The 20,537-nt window shown below is 72.0% G+C and carries 16 protein-coding genes; 10 read left to right on the top strand and 6 right to left on the bottom strand.

The annotated features are described in order from the left end of the window. Positions 1-41 precede the first annotated feature (41 nt). The gene (locus ACTRO_RS48215; protein ID WP_169739937.1) at positions 42-209 is read right to left on the bottom strand and encodes a hypothetical protein; all 168 of its coding nucleotides are present in this window, start codon (positions 207-209) and stop codon (positions 42-44) included. 222 nt (positions 210-431) lie between these two features. Between ACTRO_RS48215 and ACTRO_RS23250 the strand changes: the two genes are divergently transcribed. The 3 genes from ACTRO_RS23250 (at position 432) to ACTRO_RS44920 (ending at position 4,257) form a co-directional block, all read left to right on the top strand. After that, positions 432-860: a hypothetical protein gene (locus tag ACTRO_RS23250; protein WP_034266286.1), complete on the top strand. Its 429-nt coding sequence runs from the start codon at positions 432-434 to the stop codon at positions 858-860. A 104-nt stretch (positions 861-964) separates the two neighbouring features. After that, positions 965-3,541: a helix-turn-helix domain-containing protein gene (locus ACTRO_RS23245; protein WP_084316480.1), complete on the top strand. Its 2,577-nt coding sequence runs from the start codon at positions 965-967 to the stop codon at positions 3,539-3,541. Positions 3,542-3,651: 110 nt separating this feature from the next. Next, entirely contained in the window at positions 3,652-4,257 is a 606-nt protein-coding gene (locus ACTRO_RS44920) for a helix-turn-helix domain-containing protein (RefSeq protein WP_063628059.1), read from the top strand. Positions 4,258-4,318: 61 nt separating this feature from the next. On the opposite strand, the gene ACTRO_RS23235 is transcribed toward ACTRO_RS44920, so the two are convergent. Together ACTRO_RS23235 and ACTRO_RS23230 are read right to left on the bottom strand one after the other, a co-directional pair. Further along, positions 4,319-4,912, bottom strand: a complete 594-nt coding sequence (locus ACTRO_RS23235; RefSeq protein WP_051451252.1) for a ClpP family protease — start codon at positions 4,910-4,912, stop codon at positions 4,319-4,321. A gap of 149 nt (positions 4,913-5,061) precedes the next feature. Continuing rightward, entirely contained in the window at positions 5,062-6,966 is a 1,905-nt protein-coding gene (locus tag ACTRO_RS23230; RefSeq protein WP_157436382.1) for a DUF4132 domain-containing protein, read from the bottom strand. Positions 6,967-7,219: 253 nt separating this feature from the next. Between ACTRO_RS23230 and ACTRO_RS23225 the strand changes: the two genes are divergently transcribed. Beyond that, complete coding sequence (locus ACTRO_RS23225; protein WP_034266279.1) at positions 7,220-8,620, top strand: NAD-dependent malic enzyme; 1,401 nt, start codon at positions 7,220-7,222, stop codon at positions 8,618-8,620. A 106-nt stretch (positions 8,621-8,726) separates the two neighbouring features. Here ACTRO_RS23225 and ACTRO_RS23220 read toward each other — a convergent pair whose 3' ends face one another. Beyond that, entirely contained in the window at positions 8,727-9,701 is a 975-nt protein-coding gene (locus tag ACTRO_RS23220) for a quinone oxidoreductase family protein (RefSeq protein ID WP_034276290.1), read from the bottom strand. Positions 9,702-9,861: 160 nt separating this feature from the next. Continuing rightward, a complete protein-coding gene (gene murA, locus ACTRO_RS23215; RefSeq protein ID WP_051451251.1) occupies positions 9,862-11,250 on the bottom strand; it encodes a UDP-N-acetylglucosamine 1-carboxyvinyltransferase in 1,389 nt (462 codons plus the stop codon). Positions 11,251-11,375: 125 nt separating this feature from the next. Between murA and ACTRO_RS23210 the strand changes: the two genes are divergently transcribed. The 5 genes from ACTRO_RS23210 to ACTRO_RS23190 all read left to right on the top strand — a co-directional run bounded on the left by ACTRO_RS23210 (position 11,376) and on the right by ACTRO_RS23190 (position 16,542). Continuing rightward, positions 11,376-11,948 carry a YqgE/AlgH family protein gene (locus ACTRO_RS23210; protein ID WP_034266276.1) on the top strand — a complete coding sequence of 191 codons (573 nt, stop codon included), beginning with the start codon at positions 11,376-11,378 and terminating at the stop codon, positions 11,946-11,948. Between the two features lie 133 nt (positions 11,949-12,081). Next, on the top strand, positions 12,082-12,384 hold the full coding sequence (locus tag ACTRO_RS23205) for a DUF3039 domain-containing protein (protein ID WP_051451250.1): 303 nt from the start codon (positions 12,082-12,084) through the stop codon (positions 12,382-12,384). Between the two features lie 66 nt (positions 12,385-12,450). Beyond that, positions 12,451-13,491 carry an FAD binding domain-containing protein gene (locus ACTRO_RS23200; protein WP_084316479.1) on the top strand — a complete coding sequence of 347 codons (1,041 nt, stop codon included), beginning with the start codon at positions 12,451-12,453 and terminating at the stop codon, positions 13,489-13,491. Next, on the top strand, positions 13,488-14,132 hold the full coding sequence (locus ACTRO_RS23195; RefSeq protein WP_063628058.1) for a (2Fe-2S)-binding protein: 645 nt from the start codon (positions 13,488-13,490) through the stop codon (positions 14,130-14,132). Before ACTRO_RS23200 ends, ACTRO_RS23195 begins: the two co-directional genes overlap by 4 nt. Next, positions 14,125-16,542, top strand: coding sequence for a xanthine dehydrogenase family protein molybdopterin-binding subunit (locus tag ACTRO_RS23190; RefSeq protein ID WP_034266273.1), 2,418 nt, complete (start codon positions 14,125-14,127; stop codon positions 16,540-16,542). Before ACTRO_RS23195 ends, ACTRO_RS23190 begins: the two co-directional genes overlap by 8 nt. A 36-nt stretch (positions 16,543-16,578) precedes the next feature. On the opposite strand, the gene ACTRO_RS23185 is transcribed toward ACTRO_RS23190, so the two are convergent. Continuing rightward, on the bottom strand, positions 16,579-18,879 hold the full coding sequence (locus ACTRO_RS23185; RefSeq protein ID WP_157436381.1) for a preprotein translocase subunit SecA: 2,301 nt from the start codon (positions 18,877-18,879) through the stop codon (positions 16,579-16,581). Positions 18,880-19,010: 131 nt separating this feature from the next. On the opposite strand from ACTRO_RS23185, the gene ACTRO_RS23180 reads away from it, so the two are divergent. Then, positions 19,011-20,483, top strand: a complete 1,473-nt coding sequence (locus ACTRO_RS23180) for an MFS transporter (protein ID WP_034266268.1) — start codon at positions 19,011-19,013, stop codon at positions 20,481-20,483. Positions 20,484-20,537: the final 54 nt, after the last annotated feature.

The following is a 20,537-nucleotide window of genomic DNA, read 5'->3' as shown; positions in this document are numbered from 1 at the left end:
CGCGGACCGGCCGGTCCGCGCGCCATTCGTGTTCAGACCGCTCAGCGGCGGCGCGAGTACCAGCCCGTACCGACGCCCAGCAGGTGCAGGGCCAGGCAGCACAGGCCCGCGAGCATCAGGCTAGTGGGACTGAACCAGACATCGGTGGAGGTCTTGGTGCCGTTGAGGAAGAACGCGATGCCGAAGAGCACGGCGGCGATGACTCCCATGTTCGAACTCCTCACATCGTTCGTCGCAGGGTGCGGACAATGCCGCATGCCCTCCGGCGGCTGAATCATGCGCCGCCGCCCTTCCCTCGCCGGTCGGCGGGCCGTGCCCGTCAAGGGCCCGGCGGCCCGGCGGGGGTGGTGTGCGGGGACTTGCGCAATACGCCGAAGCACCTTTCACTAGACGCCTGTGAGGGTTTGTCTGCGATGTGAGGGTTGCGAGCGATGATGGGACTGCTGCTGACTGCGTTCGGGCTGGTCACCACCGCGGCCGGATGGTGGGTGGTCTGGCGGGTCCGTTCCGTCGTCAAGCGGATCTCGCGCAGTTACAACGGTCCGCAGGTGCCGGCGTGGGCGCTCCGCACGACGCCGTGGCGGGCCGTCCCGGTCGTCGGCGAGGCCGTGATGGTCTGGAACCGCCGGGCCAAGCTGGCCAAACTCATGGCGGTGCCGCTGCTGGCGTTCGGGCCGATCATCACGACGCTCGGCATCCTGCTTCTCGTGCACGAGATCCGCGGCTACCACGGGTCGGAGGCGACCCCGCTCGCGGCCGGCGCGCTCCTGGCCGCGGCCGTGCTGGTGTGGCGGTACTGGCGACGTCCTCGCCGCGGCGTGAACGGCGCCGCTCCGTCCGGTGAGGATCGGACTTGGTAAGGGAGCATTACAATCCGTGGATACCAGCGTCGCGCCCTGTGTTATTCTCGGCGAGCCGATCTGCAGATGTCTGCTGAGCAGACTTCGCTGAAGGGCTTGAGGTCATGGTGGGCACCAGTGGGTCACAGTTGCCGGAGGGAATCGGGCCGGCCGCACGACGGTTGGCGCAGGAACTGCGCGCGCTCAAGGACGCCCGAGGCCTCACGCTCACCCAGCTCGGGGCGCAGACCCACTACAGCCGCGCGTCATGGGAACGCTGGCTCAACGGCAAGCGCCTGATCACGCCGGACGCCCTGGCGTCACTCGCCACGCGCTACGACGTCGATGTCAGTCCACTGATGACGCTGCTCGAGCTGGCCCACGCTGCTCAGGGCCTCGGCGGAGACGACGCCGCCGTCGCCGACGCGTCGGCAGAGGTCGAGGCCATGGCGCTCGACGGTGCCGCCACCCTCACCGCTACCGCTTCTGGCGCCGGGGACGACGACCGCGACGGAGACGCCGACCCTGCTCAGACGATCGCGCGCGGCGGTGCTCGTACCGGAATCCTCACAGGTTCTCTATCGTCGAAGGCTGTTCCGGCTTCGCCGAGCCCTGCCGCCGCTACCCGGTTCGGTCAGAATCCCTTTGCCGGCGCGGCCCCGATAGCCGCCCGCATAGCGCAACTGCCGCCCACCACGAGCGATTTCACCGGCCGGCTCGAACAGATCACTCGCATCCGCGCCGCCCTCACGCCGGGATCGGGCGACCCGGGCCAACTTCCGATCGCGGCCGTCACCGGAGGCGGCGGCCTCGGCAAGACCACGCTCGCCGTGCACGTCGCGCACCTCGTCGCGGCCGAGTTCCCGGACGGACAGCTCTACGTCGACCTCCTCGGCGCCTGCGATTCCCAAGCCCGCACGCCCGAAGACGTGCTCGAAGAGTGGCTGCGCGTGCTCGGCGCGGACTCGGCCACGATCCCGCCCCGCCTCGACGAGCGCGCGGCATTGTTTCGCAGCCTCCTGAGCCGCTCCCGCATGCTGCTGCTGTTGGACAACGCCCGCGACGTCGAGCAGATCCGCCCCCTGCTACCGGCCGCCAACACCTGCGCCGTGCTCGTCACCAGCCGCAATCGCATGGCCGAACTCCCGGGCGCGTACAAGCTGGGCCTCGAATCCCTGCCCGACGACGAGGCGTGGACGCTGCTGGCCCAACTCGCCGGCGCGTCAAGGCTCGCCGCCGAGCCCGAAGCGACCGGAGAGCTGCTGCGAGCCTGCGGCGGAATCCCGCTGGCACTGCGCATCGCCGGCGCACGCCTCGCCGCGCGGGCGAACTGGCGCGTCTCGACCCTCGCCCACCGCCTCCGCGACAAGCGCAGAAGGCTCGATGAGCTGGAGATCGGCGATCTGGCCGCGCGTGCCAGTTTCCAGGTCAGCTACGCCGCGTTGGCGAAGACCGAGAGCGACGCCGTCCCGTCGGCCGCCCGCGCGTTCCGCCTCCTCGGCCTGGCGACCGGCCCCGACATCTCGTTGCCGGCAGCAGCCGCACTGTTCGGCGTCTCGGCGAGGCGCGCGGAAAAGGTGCTGGAAACCCTCGTCGACGGCCACCTTCTCGAATCTCCCACCCCTGACCGCTACCGCATGCACGACCTGGTCCGCCTCTACGCCGCCGAGCAAGTCCGCCGCGACGAGGACGAGGCCGTCCGCAAAATCGCCGTAGCTCGGCTGACCGGCTGGTACGTGGCCACCGCCGCCAACGCGAACGCCTGGCTGGCGCCGCAAGCCAGGCCCGTCCCCGTCGACCCGCGGCCGTGGTCCTGCCCGCCGATCGAGTTCGGCGTGCACGAGCAGGCCCTGGCCTGGTGCGACGCGGAGCGCGCCAACCTCAGCGCCGCAGTCCAGTCGGCCGCCGACCACGGCTGCCGCGAGAACGCTTGGAAGCTCGCCGCCGCCCTGCTCGGCTTCTACAACCTGCGCCGCCACCTCGCCGACTGGACGGTCACCCACCAGACCGGCCTGGCCGCCGCAGCGGAAGCAGCCGACCGCGTCGGCGAAGCGTGGATGCACAACAACCTCGGCTTCGTGTACTTCTACTGGGAGGAATCCGACCGCAAGGCGCTGAACTGCTTCGAGCGCTCTCTCGAGATCCGCATCGAGCTCGACGACCTGACCGGCCAGGCGATCGCGCTGAACAACATGGGCGGCGCATACCACCGCCTCGGCGACCCGGAAGAGGGGATGCGCTGCCTCGAGCGCGCCACCCGCATCCGCGAGGAGCTGGGAGATCGTCTCGGCGTCGGCATGAGCTGCCTGAACATCGGCTGCATCTACGTAGGCTCCCGCCGCCCCGCCGAAGCCGAGCCGTACCTCCACCGAGCACTCTCGATCGTCGAGGAACTCGGAAACCGCCAGCTGACCGTGACGACGTTGAACAACCTGGGCGACGTGTACATCCAGCTGCAGGACCAGCAAGCAGCCATCGGTTACCTCAAGCGCTCGCTCACCCTCAGCCGCGAACTCGGCGACGTACCCGGCCAGGCCCTGGCGCTGCAAAGCCTCGCCAAAGCCCACTACAACGCCGGCGCGGTCGACATCGCGCTGCCCCTCTGGCAGCAATCGCTGGAACTGTACGAGTCCGTCTCCGACCCCGTAGCCGACGAAGTCCGCGCCGACCTCGCCCAAGCCGGCTCCGGCGGCCTCCGCTGACGCTGGGCGTTGAGAGCCGGCGGATCGCTGCCGGCGTTGTTCGCTGACAGCAGAGAGAGATCAAGCCGTGCGCCCTCCCCAAGAGCCGGTCGCGATCTACGCTGAGTTTCATGGCCGATGAGGCCGAAAGCGGAGTCGGTGCCAAGGAGGTCACGATGCCCAATCCCAACAGCGGGCCCCCCGAAGCATGCCCCAGCGCCGTCCCCCTTGCGGTAGTTGCAGCCGCCGCGCCACCTGCCGACCTTGCCGTCACCCCCGAGGGCGAGCGCCGCAGCCGCGGCGCTTCTCGTGAGCCGCTGTGGCGCGACGTCGTCGGCGAAGTGCTGCGCGAGGTCCGTCAGACCAGGCATCGCACCCTTCAGGATGTCGCGGACGTGGCTCGGATCTCGATGCCGTACCTCTCGGAAATCGAGCGCGGACGTAAAGAGGCGTCGTCCGAGATGCTCGCGGCGGCGACGCGGGCTCTCGGCATCAGCATGACGGAGTTGCTGGTGAGAGTGCAGGTGCGGCTGGTCGAGTACGAGCGTGCCGCGGCAGCTGCCGCAGCGCTTGTGGTCGGCGTCCCGCAGTACTCGCGGGCTGAGACAAGCACTGTCGCTGTGGCAAGTACGGTCGCTGTGGCAAGCACTGTCGCTTTGACAGGTACGGCCGCTTTGACAAGTACGGCCGCTGCGATGGCGCTCCAAGGCAGGGACTCACTCTGCTTGGCTGCCTAGCCGATCGCGCCCCGCACACCTAACCGCCTCTGGCGGGTGTGCACGCCATCCGGTCGCTTCGTCACAGGCCCACCCTTCGGGACGGCTCGGGCGACCGGATGTCCTTCAGCGCCGTCACGACGCGGTCGACTAAGCGGTACTCGCGCGCCTGTTCGGCTGTGAACCAGCGGTCGCGCTCGCTGTCGCGTTCGATTGCCGCTTCGGGCTGGCCGGTGTGCTCGACGATGATCCTGCGGACCGTCGATTTCGCGTGTTCGTGGCTCTTGGCGCGGGTCGCGATGTCGGCCGCGGTTCCGCCGACACCTGCTGCGGGCTGGTGCATCAGCACGCGAGCGTTGGTCAGGGCGGAGCGCTTGCCGGCCGTCCCCGCGGTGAGGAGCAGTTGGCCCATGCCCGCCGCGAGCCCGGTGACGATGGTGGCGAGGTCGTTGGGGATCAACTGCATGGTGTCGTAGACCGCCAGGCCGGCGGTGACCGAGCCGCCGACACTGTTGATGAACATGCTGATGTCCGCGCGCGGGTCCTGCGCCGAGAGGACGAGAAGTTGAGCGCAGACGCGCTCGGCCAGCCCGTCGTCGATCTCGCGGCCGAGGAAGACGATCCGCTGGTTGAACAGCTGATGCGCGAGTTCGTCGTCGAAAGTGAAGTGAGTCATGACTCAAGTCTGACTGCCGCGGAGTGGTATGCGCGGGCTTTTCTGCTGTGGGCAGATCTGCTGAGAGCAGAGAGGAAATATGCGGTTTTAGGGCACTGGTCCGAAACAAGGCTCGTTGATCGAATTGAAGGTGGTGGACAGTGGCGGGCCTACTCGGGCACTGCGTCGGTAGGGCCGTCGTCGGGTGTTGCGGTGTGCGCGCGATGAAGGAGGCCGGCGGCGACGTCGGTCGCAGGGCTCATCAGTACATGGAGATCGCGCTCGACTTCGGAGACGAGTCTGGCGGAGACGGCGGATAGGGGGAGGGGCGTGCGGTTCTTGTCGTCCGTGCGGTGGATCCAGGCCGCGCCGAGGCGGATGCGGTCGGGGAGGGCGTCGGCGAGTGCGAGCGGCCGCACGGGGGTGGTGAGGCGCGTGAACATGGCTGTGGCCGTGACCTTCTCCCCGGGGAACTCCCGGTGGACCAGGTCCTCTCGGTCGGAGGTCTTCCCGCCTGCCTTCGTCGCTGCAGCCCAAGGGAGCTCGGCCAACGCCGTCTCCCATGAGGACGTGTCCGTCACTTCGCCGACGAACTGGTCGAACTCCGTCTTCTCCGGGTCGCTCTCGCTCGCGACGAAGTCGCGCTCAATCTGCTGGAACGGCTGGTCGAAGGGCAGTCCGCGCAACGCGACTCGCCACGCGGCCAGGTCTTCGGGGGCTGCTTCGCGAGGGTGCCAGAGTTGGACGCTGACGACGCCGTCCGGCCAGGGGAAGGTGGCATCCGTGCTCTGCTGCTGCGCGTTTATGACACGCAGGAGACCGACGGGATTCCAGGCGGGAATGACGTCGACGGTTCGGCCGACGGGGGAGCCGGCGGCATGGCTGCGAGACCTGGCACCGGCGCCGAATGGGAAGCCGATCCTGGGGCGAGCTCCGGGCATGTGTGCGCCTGTATCGGCCGTCGCTTCCGCGTTGGCGTGGCCGCCTGCCATGGTCCGGGCGGAGGTGCCTGCGATGTTGCCGGCATCAGCGACGGCGTCGGGTCGGGCGTCGTTGATTGCGGCGGGCCCGGCGTGGGTCCAGCTCGGCTGCCCGGTCGCAGCGCCGCCGGCGGTCTCGTCCAGGGTGAGCCGCCAGATCAGGCGCGAGGCGACGGCGCGGGTGATCGGGTGGTCCAGGTACAGCTTCCGCCAGGTCGCCGACGACCACGAGTGCTCTGTCGCGAGCAGCGCTTCGACGCGCGCTATCTCCTTGCGGTACGTCGCGCTGATCGCCCGCGTTTCCGCACGCAGAACTCTGTCTGCCGCCGCGTTCTCCACGACCTCCGCGTCGTCCAGCGTTCTGCGGCTGACGCTTCCGTCCTCACGCAGCGCCAGTTCGAAGTTCCGGTGGTGTGCCGTCAGTTCCCGTCTGCCGGCTGCGTCTAGGCCGTGCGCCGGCACGACGAGCTCAGCCATGCTCGCGCCGGCGGCCCTCGCGTCTTTCGCCGACCACGGCATTCTGCTCAGACACAGCAGCAGCATCTCCCGCTGCGCCTTCGTCTGCGCTCTGGGCACCGCTGCTTTCAGTTCCTCGAAGGCTGCTTCCGTGCCTATCGCGGTCAGCGCTCCCGAGCACGCGTCGCGGATGCTGGTGGAGTCCGCCGTCCACGGCTCCTCCATCAGCCTGCACAGGACTTTGCCGAGGTCCGGGATCGCGTCCTCGCCCAGCACGTGCGCGGCGGCGGCGACCGTGTTCACGGCGACGATCGTGTTCTCGCGGCCGACCAGGATCGGGCGGGCGTCGGCGCCACGGGCTCCCGCGGCTGTGGGCGCCGTGCCGGGGGGCGCGGTCGCCAGGGCCGAGAGCAGCGCGCGCAGCTTCCGGGGCGCCGACTTCTCGGCCAGCGCCCGCATCCTCACTTCGGCCGCCCAGCTCTTGCTCGCTGACGGGCGCGGGTCGGCGGCGAGGGTGAGGAGTTCTTCGAACTTCGACTCGGCGGATCGAACCAGCAGACCCGACTTCGCCACGGCCAGCGACCACCCGTCGCCGGGTATGAGCGATATGAGGAGGCCCCCTCCGGGTGCGCCGGCCACGGTGCCGACCGCAAGGCCGGCCGCGTCGCCGGCGGCTCCCGCCGACGATTCACCCCCGGCCTCCCCCGTCGCCCCCGCCCGCTCCGCCCTGCCCCGCCTCAGCCAGTCCCCTGCGTGCACGTCGGCGAGACTACGCTCACATCCGCCGATTTGTCGCCCGCGGGCCGCCGTACGCGTGGGAACATGGGCTGGAACGCGAATCAGGAGAGCGACGCTCTTACCAGCAGCGGCGCAGGAAGAAGGCACGACCCCGATGACGACCCAGCCCAACGCCTCCTACTCCTACACGGTCCGCCTCGAGGCGCCGTCACGAGGCAACGCGGTCTCCAAGCTGACCCGTACCGTGGAGGACGCCGGGGGCGAGATCACCGCGCTCGACGTCTCGGGCTCGGGCAACGACCGGCTGCGCATCGACGTCACCATCGCCGCTTACTCGAGCGCGCACGCGGCGCAGATCACCGACGGCCTCAAGGTGATCGAGGGGGTCGAGGTCGGGCGTGTCTCGGACCGCACCTTCCTGCTGCACCTCGGCGGCAAGATCGAGATGGCCTCGAAGGTGCCGCTGCGCAACCGCGACGACCTGTCCATGGCCTACACCCCGGGCGTGGCGCGGGTGTGCAAGGCCATCGCGGAGAACCCGGAGGACGTGCGGCGGCTGACCATCAAGCGCAACTCGGTGGCCGTGGTCACCGACGGGTCGGCGGTGCTCGGGCTGGGCAACATCGGGCCGATGGCCGCGCTCCCGGTGATGGAGGGCAAGGCCGCGCTGTTCAAGCGCTTCGCCGGCATCGACGCCTGGCCGATCTGCCTCGACACGCAGGACACCGAGGAGATCATCCGGACGGTCAAGGCCATCGCGCCGGGGTTCGCCGGGATCAACCTGGAGGACATCTCCGCGCCGCGCTGCTTCGAGATCGAGCGCCGGCTGCGCGAGGACCTCGACATCCCGGTCTTCCACGACGACCAGCACGGCACCGCCATCGTCGTCCTGGCCGCGCTGACCAACGCGCTGCGGGTGGTGGGCAAGGACCTCGCCGCGGTGCGCATCGCCTGCTCGGGCGCGGGCGCCGCGGGCACGGCGGTGATCAAGCTGCTGCTCGACGCCGGGGCCAAGGACATCACCGTCGCCGACTACCGCGGCGTGGTGCACTCGGGGCGGGACGACCTCGGACCCGAGGGCTCGGACCTGCGCTGGGTGGCCGAGCACACCAACCCGGCCGGCTACGCGGGCAGCCTGCGCGAGGCGCTGGCGGGGGCGGACGTGTTCATCGGCGTGTCCGCGCCGAACATCCTCACCGGTGAGGACATCGCCACGATGGCGCCGCACTCGATCGTGTTCGCGCTGGCCAACCCGGACCCGGAGGTGGACCCGGGCGAGGCCCGCGAACACGCCGCGGTGGTGGCCACCGGGCGCAGCGACTACCCGAACCAGATCAACAACGTGCTGGCCTTCCCCGGCTTCTTCCGCGGTCTGCTGGACGCGCAGAGTCACGACATCCGGCCGGAGATGCTGGTCGCGGCGGCCCGGGCGCTGGCCGACGTCGTGCACGAGGACGAGCTCAACGCCAACTTCATCGTGCCGTCGGTGTTCGACCCCGAAGTCGCCTCCTCCGTCGCGGCCGCGGTGAAGAACGTGGCCGCGACGGCCAAGTAACGGGCCGTCAGCAGGACGCAGTGGCTTGCGACGGCGGCGTGCGGCGGCATCGGCAGCAGGACCCTGCCGGCGCCGCGCGCACCCGCAGCACGTCCGCCGTCCGCCGCTACGGCAGCAGCAGGACCTTGCCGGTGGTCGCCCGGCCGCTGAGCGCCGTGTGCGCGTCGGCGGCTTGGCTCAGCGGGAAGCGGGCGCCGATGTTCACGGCCAGGTCGCCCGCGGCCACCGCGGCCAGGATCTCGCTCGAGCGCCAGGCGAGATCCTCGCGGGTCTCGACGTAGTCGGTCAGGGTCGGGCGGGTCAGGAAGACCGAGCCGGCGCGGTTGAGCCGCTGCGGGTCGACCGGCGGGACCTGGCCGGAGGCGCCGCCGTAGAGGGCGAGCAGGCCGCGCTTGCGCAGCGAGGCGAGCGAGGCGTCGAAGGTGGAGGCGCCGACGCCGTCGTAGACCACGTCCACGCCCTTGCCGTCGGTCAGCCGGCGCACCTCGGCGGCGAGGTCGTCGACCTCGGTGTACCGGATGACCTCGTCGGCGCCGGCCGCTCGGGCGATCCGCTCCTTCTCCGCGCTGGACGTCGTACCGATCACTCGCGCGCCCTTGGCCTTGGCCAGCTGGGTCAGCGCCTGTCCCATACCGCCGGCCGCGGCGTGGATCAGCGCGGTCTCGCCGGCCTTGAGCGGCCAGGTCGAGTTGATCAGGTAGTGGGCGGTCATGCCCTGGAGCATCGCCGCCGCGGCGGTCTCGAGCTCGACCCGTTCGGGGACGGCCACCAGGCGGTCGGCCGCGACCACGTCGAACTCGGCGTACGCGCCGGTGTTGCCGTCGGCCCAGGCGACGCGGTCGCCCACGGCCACCTGCGACACGCCCTCGCCGAGCTCCTCGACCGTGCCCGCGCCCTCGCTGCCGAGGATGGTCGGGAACGAGCGCGGGTAGACGCCGGAGCGCAGGTAGGTGTCGATGAAGTTGACGCCCACAGCCGCCACCCGCACCAGCACCTGGCCGGGGCCCGGGCGGGGGACCGGGACCTCCCGGTACTCGAGGACCTCGGGTCCGCCCGCCTTCGCGGCCACCGTCGCACGCATCTGAGTCTGGGTCATATCAGCCGCAACGCCCGGCCGATTCCCGGGCATTCCGCTGTGCGGCAGACGAGTCAGCGCCGCACGGCAGACGAGTCAGCGCCGCACGGCGGTCAACCGAGGACCGCCGTACGGCGCTGAGGATCGAACAAGAGCCCTGCGGCGCTCAGGCCGGGAACTCCACCTGGGCGCCGAGGTCGGCCAGCTTGCGGCCGAAGTCCTCGTAGCCCCGGTTGATCAGCGAGATGCCGTGCACGCTCGAGGTGCCCTGGGCCGCCAGCGCCGCGATCAGGTAGGAGAAGCCGGCCCGCAGGTCCGGGATCTCCAGGTCGGTCGCGTGCAGCTTGGTCGGTCCGGAGATCACCGCGGAGTGCATGAAGTTGCGCTGGCCGAACCGGCACGGGGTGCCGCCCAGGCACTCCCGGTAGAGCTGGATCTGCGCGCCCATGTCGGTCAGCGCCTTGGTGAACCCGAGCCGCTTCTCGTACACCGTCTCGTGCACGATCGACAGGCCCTGCGCCTGGGTGAGCGCGACCACCATCGGCTGCTGCCAGTCGGTCTGGAAGCCGGGGTGCACGTCCGTCTCCAGCGCCAGGGCGCTGAGCGGGCCGCCGGGGTGCCAGAACCGGATGCCCCAGTTGCCCGGCTCGTCCTCGACCTCGAACGCGCCGCCGACCCGGCGGAAGACGTTGAGGAAGGTCATCATCGGGCCCTGCAGCGCGCCGCGGACCAGGATGTCGCCGCCGGTGGCCAGGGCCGCGCAGGCCCAGGAGGCGGCCTCGAGCCGGTCCGGCAGGGCACGGTGGCTGTAGCCCTCGAGCCGGTCCACGCCGGTGATGTGGATCACCCGGTTGTCCAGGGTGGAGATGATCGCGCCCATCTTCTGGAGCACCGCGATCAGGTCCTGGATCTCCGGCTCGGTGGCCGCGTTGCGCAGCTCGGTCACGCCCTCGGCCAGCACCGCGGTCAGCAGCACCTGCTCGGTGGAGCCCACGCTCGGGTACGGCAGGGTGATCTTCGTGCCGCGCAGCCGGTGCGGGGCCTCGATGTGCAGGCCCTCCGGGCGCTTGTCGACCACCGCGCCGAACGCGCGCAGCGCGTCGAGGTGGAAGTCGATCGGGCGGTCGCCGATGCGGCAGCCGCCGAGGTCGGGGATGAACGCGTGCCCGATCCGGTGCAGCAGCGGGCCGCACAGCAGGATCGGGATGCGGCTCTCTCCCGCGTGCGCGGCGATCTCCGCATGGTCGGCACGGTCCACCGAGGACGGGTCGAGGACGAGGTCGCCGGGCTGCTCGCCGGCCCGCACCTGGACGCCGTGCGCCTCGAGCAGACCGGTGACGATCCGCACGTCGCTGATCTGAGGCACGTTGCGCAGCAGGCTCGGGCCGCTGCCGAGCAGAGCCGCCACCATGGCCTTGGGGACCAGGTTCTTGGCCCCGCGCACGGTCACCTCGCCGGTGAGCGGCGTGCCCCCGGTAACCCGGATCAGGTCCGTGGAGTCGAAGGACTCGTTCGGTTCGGCGGGGCGGGGCAGGGTAGTTGCTGAACTAGTCATGGCTCCTGGTGCGTGTTCTCGTGAGCGGTCGCACAGGATGCCAGTCTGCCAGAGACGCACCGGCTGTGCCCAACGCCGCACACGTGTCGAATTGCCTGTCAGTATGTACTCCATGGGTGTAGCGAATGTCCGACACTGAGCTCACCGGCCGTCTGCTGGTGGCGACGCCGTTGCTGGTCGACCCCAATTTCGACCGCACCGTGGTGCTCGTGCTCGACCACGACACCGACGGCACCCTCGGCGTGGTGATCAACCGTCCGACCACGGTGCCCGTACACGAGGTGCTCCCCGCCTGGAGCGAGCTGGCCGGGCCGATGCCGATGGTCTTCCAGGGCGGCCCGGTGGCGTTGGACTCCGCGTTGGGCCTGGCCGAGCTGCGGGCGCTGCCGCGCGGCGAGGACCCGGATCCGCTCGGCTGGCGCCGGGTGCACGGGGATCTGGGGCTGGTGGACCTGGACCTGCCGCCGGAGCTGCTGGCCGCCGAGATATCGGCCTTCCGGGTCTATGCGGGTTACGCCGGATGGAGTGCCGGGCAGCTCGAGCGGGAGCTCGGCCAGGGCGCCTGGTACGTGGTGGACGCCGCGCCGGCCGACGCCTTCACGCTCTCGCCGGAGCTCAGCTGGCGGACCGTGCTGCGGCGCCAGCGGGGCGGTCTCGCCCTGCTCTCGACCTTCCCGGACGACCCGGAGCTCAACTAGCGCCTCCCCGGCCGGTCCGCGGGCCCCGCCCTGCTCCGCCGCGGCCCCGTCACACCCCAGCTGACCTGCGGCGGAGTGGGCGGGTGCGGTAACCACTCCACAGGAGTGGCCACAAGCTCCTACACTCGGATTCATGAGCACCGTAGATGAGATGACCGTTTCGGGCGGCACGTCCACGCTGATCGAGGAGCGGACCGACTACCGCACGGACGACGGCGACCACGAGCGCTTCTCCCACTACGCTCCCAAGGACAAGATCACCGAGGCGATGGTCTTCGGCACCCCGATCACCGCGCTGTGCGGCAAGACCTGGGTGCCCAGCCGGGATCCGAAGCGCTACCCGATCTGCCCGACCTGCAAGGAGATCTACGACGGTCCCGGCTGGGCGGACGACCCGGCGGGCGACAAGTCGGGTGCCACCGGCGGCGACGCGTAGTCCCGCCGGCTGCCCTCCCCCGGCCAGGCGCCCGACCCACCCGCACCCACCGGTTCACGAGACTTGATGCCGCCGTCAGCTGTGCCCGCACTGCGCCCGACCGAGCTTGAGCCCGCCGTCGAGGCGCTGGCCGCCGACCCCAGCCTGCGCGTGCTGGCGGGCGGCTCGGAGCTGATGGTGCTGGCCAACGCCGGCCGGCTGCGGCCGAGCGGATTCCTGCTGATCGACCGGATCCCCGAGTTGCGCGGGGTCTGGTTCACCGAGCAGGAGATCATCGTGGGCGGGGCGACGACCTGCGCCGACCTGACCCACGCGGACGTGCGGGCGGTGCTGCCGGCACTGGCCCAGGCGGCCCGCTCGATCGGGTCGGCGGCGCTGCGCACCCGGGCCACGGTCGGGGGCAACCTGGCCTCGGGCAAGCGGCCGGGCGGCGGTCCGGCGCCGCTGCCGGGGCGGGACCTGCTCACGGCGCTGATCGCGCTGGGCGCGGTGGCGGTGTGCCGGTCCGCGGCGAGCTGGCGGCAGATCCAGGTGGCCGAGCTCTACGCCCGGGACGGCGGGGTCAAGCTGGAGCCGGGCGAGCTGATCACCGCGGTGCGGCTGCCCACCGGCACCGGCCAGCAGGGCTTCATGAAGATCGGCACCCGCGGCGGCCCGGGTCGCCCGGTGCTCACGCTCGCGCTGGTGGTGGACCCCTCCACGCGGCAGGTGGCCTGCGCCCTCGGCGGGCACGGGCCGGTGGCGGCGCGGGTGGACCACGCCGGACAGTGGCTGGCGGACCACGTGGACTGGGACGCGGGGGCGATCCCGGACCCGACGACGTACCAGACCTTCGCCCGGCTGGTGGCCGAGGGGCTGCTGGCGCCGATGACGGCGGGCCCGGCCGGGGCCTCGACCTCGCGGGTTTCGGACGACTACCGCCGCCAGGCCGCCGAGGTGCTCGCGCGCCGGGCGCTGGTGCGGGCGCTGCCCCCGTCGGGCTGGCTCGAGCAGGTGAAGCAGATTCAGATCAAGGCCGAGATGATGCGCGCGCGCTCCGCGTTGGAGCGGGCCGAGCGGGGGCTGCCGTCGGTGCCGCCGATCCCGGCCGCAGGGAGGACGGCGTGACGCAGGGGTATGGGGACGCCGGGGACTACGACCCGCTCGGCACGAGCGGCTCGTACGCGGCGGCCGCGCCGGACGGCGGCGAGGCGGAGCCGGTGACGCTAGTCGGGGTGCCGATCCGCTGCGTGGTCAACGGCGACCCGGTCGAGGTGCCGCAGGTGTGGGTGGCCGACAACCTGCTGTTCATGCTGCGCGAGCGGCTCGGCCTGACCGGGGCGAAGGACGGCTGCGGCGAGGGCGAGTGCGGCGCCTGCGTGGTGCTGCTCGACGGTGAGCCGGTGCTCGGCTGCCTGACGCCCGCGCTGGCGGCCGAGGGTTCGTACGTCACCACGGTCGAGGCGTTCGGCGACGGTGACGAGGTCTCCGCCGCGCTGGCGGTGCACTGCGGCGCGGGCTGCGGCTACTGCCTGCCCGGGATCGGGCTGAGCGTGCGGACCCTGCTGGCGCGCCAGCCGGAGCCGAGCGAGTCGGCGATCCGGGAGTCGCTCTCCGGGCATCTGTGCCGCTGCCTGTCGCCGGGGCCGTTCATCGACGCGGTGCGCGAGGCCTCCGAGGCGCGGGCGAAGCAGGGGCTCGGCGGCAGCGGGGCGCACGACGTGCCGGCCGCGCAGCTGCCGCACCAGGCGGTGGCCCCGCGTGGATAAGCCCTCCGCCCTGCCCGGGTTCCTGATAGGCGAACAGCTGCCGTCGGAGTCCGCCGAGGCCACGCCGGTCGATCTGGTCCCGGCGCCGACGTACGCGGCGGTGGACCCGCCGGCGGACGGCATCGGCAAGCTCGTGCCCACGGCCAAGGCCGCCGGGCGCTACCCGTACGCGGCCGACCGGCCGGGCGGGCCCGGCATGCTCTACGCCGCGCTCGCGCGCAGCCCGTACCCGCACGCGGCGCTGCTGCGACTCGACGTGAAGCGCGCGCTGGAGATCCCCGGCGTGCACGCCGTGCTGGCCGGCCCCGAGCTCGGGGTGACCGCGGTGGAGTACCGCGGCCAGTGCGTGGCGGTGGCCGCGGCCGAACATCCGTCGCTGGCCCGAGCCGCCCTCGACGCGGTGGAGATCCAGTACGCACCGGGGGAGCCGCTGCTCGACGCCCGGCACGTGTTCGCGGCCGCCCGCCGCAGCGGGAACGACGCGCGGATCGCGGCGTACCGCCGCTACACGCTCGGCGGGGGCGGGGACCTGGCCGAGCCGGGGTCCGACGAGTCCACGGTCATGTACGGGTACGAGTTCGGCCGGGGCGCCGACCCCGCGGCCGCGCCGGGCGCGGTGCTCGCGGTGCCGGTGACCGGGCCGGACGGCAACGGCGGCACGCAGCTGCGCGGGCTCGACCTGCACACCGCGAGCAGCGACCCGGCCCGGGACCTGCGCGCGGTGTCCGAGGCGATCGGCCTGCCGCCTTCGGCCATCCGGCTGGTGCCCGCGCCGTTCACCGGCACGCGGGCGGGCGACGATCCGGACCTGCGGGTGGCCGCGGCCCTGCTGGCCGTGCGGACCTGGCGCCCGGTCCGGGCCGAGGGCGGCCCGGCCGACCGGCTGGCCGGGGACGCCGCCACGCCCGCGGTCCGGGTGCACGCCACCCACCGCGTGGACGCCGAGGGCACGCTGCTCGCGGTGCGGGTGGAGCTGGTGGTGGACGGCGGGGCCGATCCGGCCGGGGCCGAGCCGCTGCTGGACGAGCTGTGCCGGAGCGTGGTCGGGCCGTACCGCTGCCAGGATGTGGAGATCCAGGGCTGGGTGGTGCGTACGCACAACCCGCCGGTCGGCCCGTGGCCCGGCGGCGCGGCGATGATCGCGGCCGTGGTGGCCGAGGCGCAGATCGACGCGGCCGCGGCGGCCTGCGGGCGCGGACCGCTGGATCTGCGGGTGAAGAATTTGATCCGTTCGGGTGACCAGCTGCCGGACGGGCGCCGGCTGGCCGGCGCGGTCCCGCTGCCGGAGCTGCTCACCGCCGTGCTCGACACGCCGATGCCGCCGTTCCCGCCCGGCCCGGACATCCGCACCTTCCCGGGCACGGTCGGGCGCACCGGCGAGCTGACCCGGGTGCGCCGCGGCGCCGGGATCGCCCTGGCCATGGTGGACCTGGTGCCGCCGGATCTCGCCGAGGAGTTCGCCACCGCGCAGGTCGCGCTGACCTCGGACGTCAACGGCCCGATCGTGCACGTGGCCACCAGCATGGTGGACACCGGCAACGGCCAGCACGCGCTGCTGCGCCGGGTGGCCCGGGAGGCCCTCGGGGTGCGGCGGGTGATCGTGCGCCGCCCGGCCAACCCGGCCGACCTGCCGGCCACCGCGATCGGCCCCGGCCGAGGCGCCTGGCTACACTGCATGGCGGTGCAGCGCGCCGCGCGGGCCGCCCGGGCCCAGGCGCTGGCCAAGATCGCGGCGCAGTTCGCGGTCTCCCCGCAGCTGCTCGAGATCCGCGACGGCATGGTCGTGACCTACGACGGCACGCTCTCCAAGCCGGTCGAGGAGGTCTACCCGCAGGTGTTGCGCGGCGCCGCGGTGTACGTCGCGAACGGCGAGTTCCGGGTGCACGGCGGCGGCGAGCCCTCGCCCGGCGTGTTCGTGCCCGAGCCCGGCACCGCGCACGTGGCGGTGGCCGCGTACCGGGCGGTCGTGGACGCCGACACCGAGCTGCACACGCTGCGCCCGGTGCGGGTGACGGCGGCCCAGGACGCCGGCCGGGTGCTGCTGCCGGAGCGGGCCGAGGCGGCCGTCGGCTCGGGCGTGCTGACCGCGGTGGACTTCGTCTTCAACGCCCAGGCCGAGGAGATCGACCTGGCGGGCGCGCAGCTCGGCGGCTTCGGCGCGCTCGGGCCTGGTCAGTTCCCGACGATGCTGGAGCAGCCGGAGCTGGAGCTGCTGCCGTTCCTCGAGTCCTCGATCGGCGAGCTCGACTCGACCATGCTGCGCCGCCGCGGGTTCGCCGCGCCGCTCCCGCTCGGCTACGTGCCGCTGCGTCGGGCCGCGTACGCCGCCTGCGCCGCGGCCCTGGCCTGCGCGACGCGCGACGCGCTCGAGTCGCACCCCACCAGGATGCCGCTGCGTCCCTGGGGCTGAGCGGCGCGTCGGCGTATCGGCGCGGCGGGCGGCGGGTCAGAGGTCTGTCCGGCCGGCCACGTCGTACTGGAAGACGAGCTCGACGATCTCCTGCGCGATGCTCCGCTTCGTCTCGCGCAGCGCCCGGTTGGCTTCCTGCTGATAGCGCGTCAGCCAGTTCGAGCCGGTGAGCGAGTGCAGAGTGACGTCCTTGGCGACCTCGTCCAGTGCGGTGACGTGTTTCTGCCAGGCGCGGTCGTGCACGGCCATTCCGGCCCGGCGCTCCAGCCTTCGCATGCGTTCGGTGCCGACCTCGGCTTCGCGCCGTTCGTACGCGCGGGTGATGTCCTCGACGAGCAGTGTGCGCAGGCCGTTCCCGGATGCCGCGAGCTCTTCGGCCGGTCGGAGGATCGGATAACAGTCGGCGAGCTTCAGGCGCATCTGCTCGACACTTGCCGACCCGCGCTCCACCGCTCGCACATGTCGGCCTATCAGGGCTTCGCAATACCCGATCACGCGCTCTCGGGTGCGATCACCGTCGAAAAAGGACCAGCGGACGGCGAAGAGCTCGTCGAGGTGCCGCCACTCGACACCCTCGACTCCGAACAGGTACAGGTAGCGCTGCTCCCACTGTTCGTTGGCCCGGTCGAGCGACCGGCGGACGGCGAACTCGACGAGACGGCCCGAGACCGTCTCCTGCGTGCTCGCCGGGATCAGCTTGCGAAACGGCGAGCCGGCCTGCTGGTCCTCGAGTGACACGACGATGGCCGACTCGCCCGGATCTCCGCGCCGTCCGGCCCGGCCGCGCACGTGCAGCTCCAGCCGGCGGTTCTCGAACACGTCGAGGCCGAGCACGTACAGGCCGCCCGCCCGGGCGACGGCGGCGTGCTCGGCCGGGTCGCCGCCGCCGAGCTTGATGTCCACACCGCGTCCGGCCATCCGGGTGACGACGGTGACCGCCCCGGCCCGCCCGGTGCGGCCGATGATCTCGGCCTCCTGCTCGTGGTTCTTCGGATTGAGCACCTCGGGGGTGAACCCGTGCTCGCGCAGCCGGTCCGCGAACTGCTCCGACTGGGCGATGGAGCCGGCCACCACCAGGACCGGGCGCCCGGCCGCGAAGGCCTGCCGCACGGCCTTGACCGCCACGTCCGCGTGCACCTGCCCGGTGCCGCACAACTCGACGGGGTGGTCGATCCGCCCGATCGGCGAATGGGTGGGAACGCGTTCGACCTCGAGCCCGTAGACGTCCCGGTAGAGGCGCTCCTCCAAAGCCGTGCCGGTCGCGGCGGCCACCCGCGGATGGCGTTTGATGAAGTGCGGGTGGTTCATGCCGTAGAGGACGGTCTCGCGCGGGGAGACCGCGAGCCCCTCCTTGACCTCGATCGCCCGGGCGACCGCGTTGGGCAGATGAAGGAACCCGTCCAGTCGGCCCGTCAGCTTGTCCAGGGCGCCCACCTTGCCGTCCAGCACGATGTAGTCCTGATCGCGCTCCCAGGCGAAGACGGCGCAGAGCGCGTCGGCGAGCAGGCGCTGGAGGTCCGGGTCCGTGCCCTGATAGAGGTCCTCGACGCCGAGGACGTCCTGCACCGCACGTTCGCCATCCGCCGTGAGCGTGGCCAGGTGCCGGTGGCGGTCCACCGCAAGGTGTCGCTCCGGAACGAGGCGCTCCACAGCGCGGACCAGACTGCGCAGACGCTTCGTCTCGGCTGCGGACTCCTCCTTGGTCCAACGGGAGGTGCGGTTCATCATCGCGTCGATCAGGATCAGGTCCGCCTCGTCGACGATCACGGCGGGCAGACCGCGCCGGATCTGCCACTCCGCCCGCTCGAACTGTATCAGATCATTGATATAGTCCGGGCACATCGCAAGGCAGGTGCCGTAGACGATGTCGGCGTCGTACAGGGCCCTGTGGTCTTCCCCCGCCCGCGCGACCAGGGAGCACGAGGTGCCCAGGGCCTCGTACACCGGCCCCATCCACTCCGCGTCCCGGCGGGCCAGGTACGCGTTGGCGGTCAGCACGTGCACGCCTCGGCCTTCGAGCGACCACGCGTAGGCCGCCATGGCGATCGCCAGCGTCTTGCCCTCGCCGGTCTTCATCTCGGCCAGCCGGCCCCGGGCCATCGCGGTCGCGCCGAGCACCTGCTCGTCCACCGCGCGCTCGCCGAGCACCCGCCAGCCGGCCTCGCGCGCCGCGGCCAGGGCCTCCGGCAGCAGCGATTCCGCCGACGCGCCGTCGGCCAGGCGCCGCCGGAAGGCGGCGGTCAGCGCGCGCAGCCCGGCCTCGTCCAACGCCCGGTACTGCGCTTCGAACGCGGCTGTCTCCGCGATGATGTCCACGGTCTTGCGCCTGAACCGCATGAGCCCCACCCCTAGTCGCCACCTCGGTCAATGGCGTGACGATCGCCGGTCAGCCGAGCGTAGCGCGCACTCGGGCCGGCGGAAGGTGTAATAGGTGGAAAGCCCCATGAGCTATGACGTAGCATGCGGCGGTGACCACGCTGCTCGACACCGACTCCGACCTGCCCCCGATCCCTCCGGCCCTCATCGACACCGCCCTGCCCGCCGCCCCCGTCTCGGCGGAGTCCGCCGCGGCCGCCGGTCACGAGAGCATCTTCAGCCCGCGCTACCTGCCGATCACCATCGGCTTCATCTCCTCGGTGCTGCTGACCGCCTTCGAGGCGATGGCCGTGGGCGCGGCCATGCCGGTCGCGGTGGCCCGGCTGCACGGCCTGCCGTACTACTCGCTGGCCTTCTCCGCCTATCTGACGACCAGTCTGTTCGGCATGGTGCTGGCCGGGCAGCGGGCCGACCGGCGCGGGCCGCGGCTGCCGTTCCTCGGCGGAATAGCCGCGTTCGGCGTCGGGCTGGTGACCGCGGGCACCGCCACCACGATGGCGCAGCTGGTGGCCGGCCGGGCGATCCAGGGCTTCGGCGGCGGGCTGACCATCGTGGCGCTGTACGTGCTGGTCGGCCGGGCCTACCCGGAACACCTGCGGGGCAAGGCGTTCTCCGCCATGGCCGCCTGCTGGGTGCTGCCCGCCGCGATCGGCCCGGTCGTCGCGGGCGTGCTCACCGAGGATCTGAGCTGGCGCTGGATCTTCCTCGGCGTGGCCGTGCTGATCGTGGTGCCGCTGTGCCTGCTGGCCAAGCCGCTGCGCGACCTGCCGCGGCCGGACCAGGCCGAGCGCTCCGAGGCGGAGGCCGCCCGGGAGCGGCGTGTCCGGCTGGCCGCGGGCCTGACCGCGCTCGGCGTCGGGCTGCTGCAGCTCGGCAGCCAGGAGATCAACCTGCTCGGCCTGGCCATGGCCCCGGTCGCGCTCGCCCTGCTGATCCCGAGCGTGCCCAAGCTGCTGCCGCCCGGCACGCTGCGAGCCCGCCGCGGGCTGCCCAGCGTGATCCTGATGCGCGGGCTGATGGCCGGCTACTACTTCGGCATGGAGGCCTTCATCCCGCTGATGCTCGAGCAGCATCGCGGCATGAGCGTGACCATGGCCGGGCTCTCGCTGGCCACCGCCACGGTCGGCTGGGCGGCGGCGGCCTGGGCCATCAACAAGCCGTTCGTCACCACGCGGCTCTCCCGCCCCGCGATCGTCCGCCTGGGCATCACCGTCTGCGCGATCTCGCTGCTCGGCAACCTCCTGGCCATCGACACGCGCACGCCGCTGTGGACCGTGGCCGCGGCGATGCTCTTCGCCTCGGTCGGCGCCGGCATGGCCTTCCCGGTCATCGCGCTGCTGACGCTGGAGTACTCCGAGCCCGAGGAGCAGGGCGCGAACTCCGCCTCGCTCCAGGTCGCCGACGGCATCACCAGCACCGTTGCGATCGCCCTGGCCGGCGGCGTCTTCCACGCCCTGAGCAGCGGCGGCACCGCCTCCGGCCGGGTGTTCCTGCTCATCTTCGCGATGTTCATCTCGATCGCGTTGCTGGCCTGGGCGCTGGCGCCGCGGGTGCGCAAAGCCTGATGCCCGCATGGTGAATCAGGGCTAACATTTCCCCGGCGCCCGTAAGGCAGCGCA

Source organism: Actinospica robiniae DSM 44927, assembly GCF_000504285.1.
Taxonomy (GTDB): domain Bacteria; phylum Actinomycetota; class Actinomycetes; order Streptomycetales; family Catenulisporaceae; genus Actinospica; species Actinospica robiniae.
Note: the sequence above shows the minus strand (reverse complement) of the source record. Positions and strands in the feature narration are given on the sequence as shown.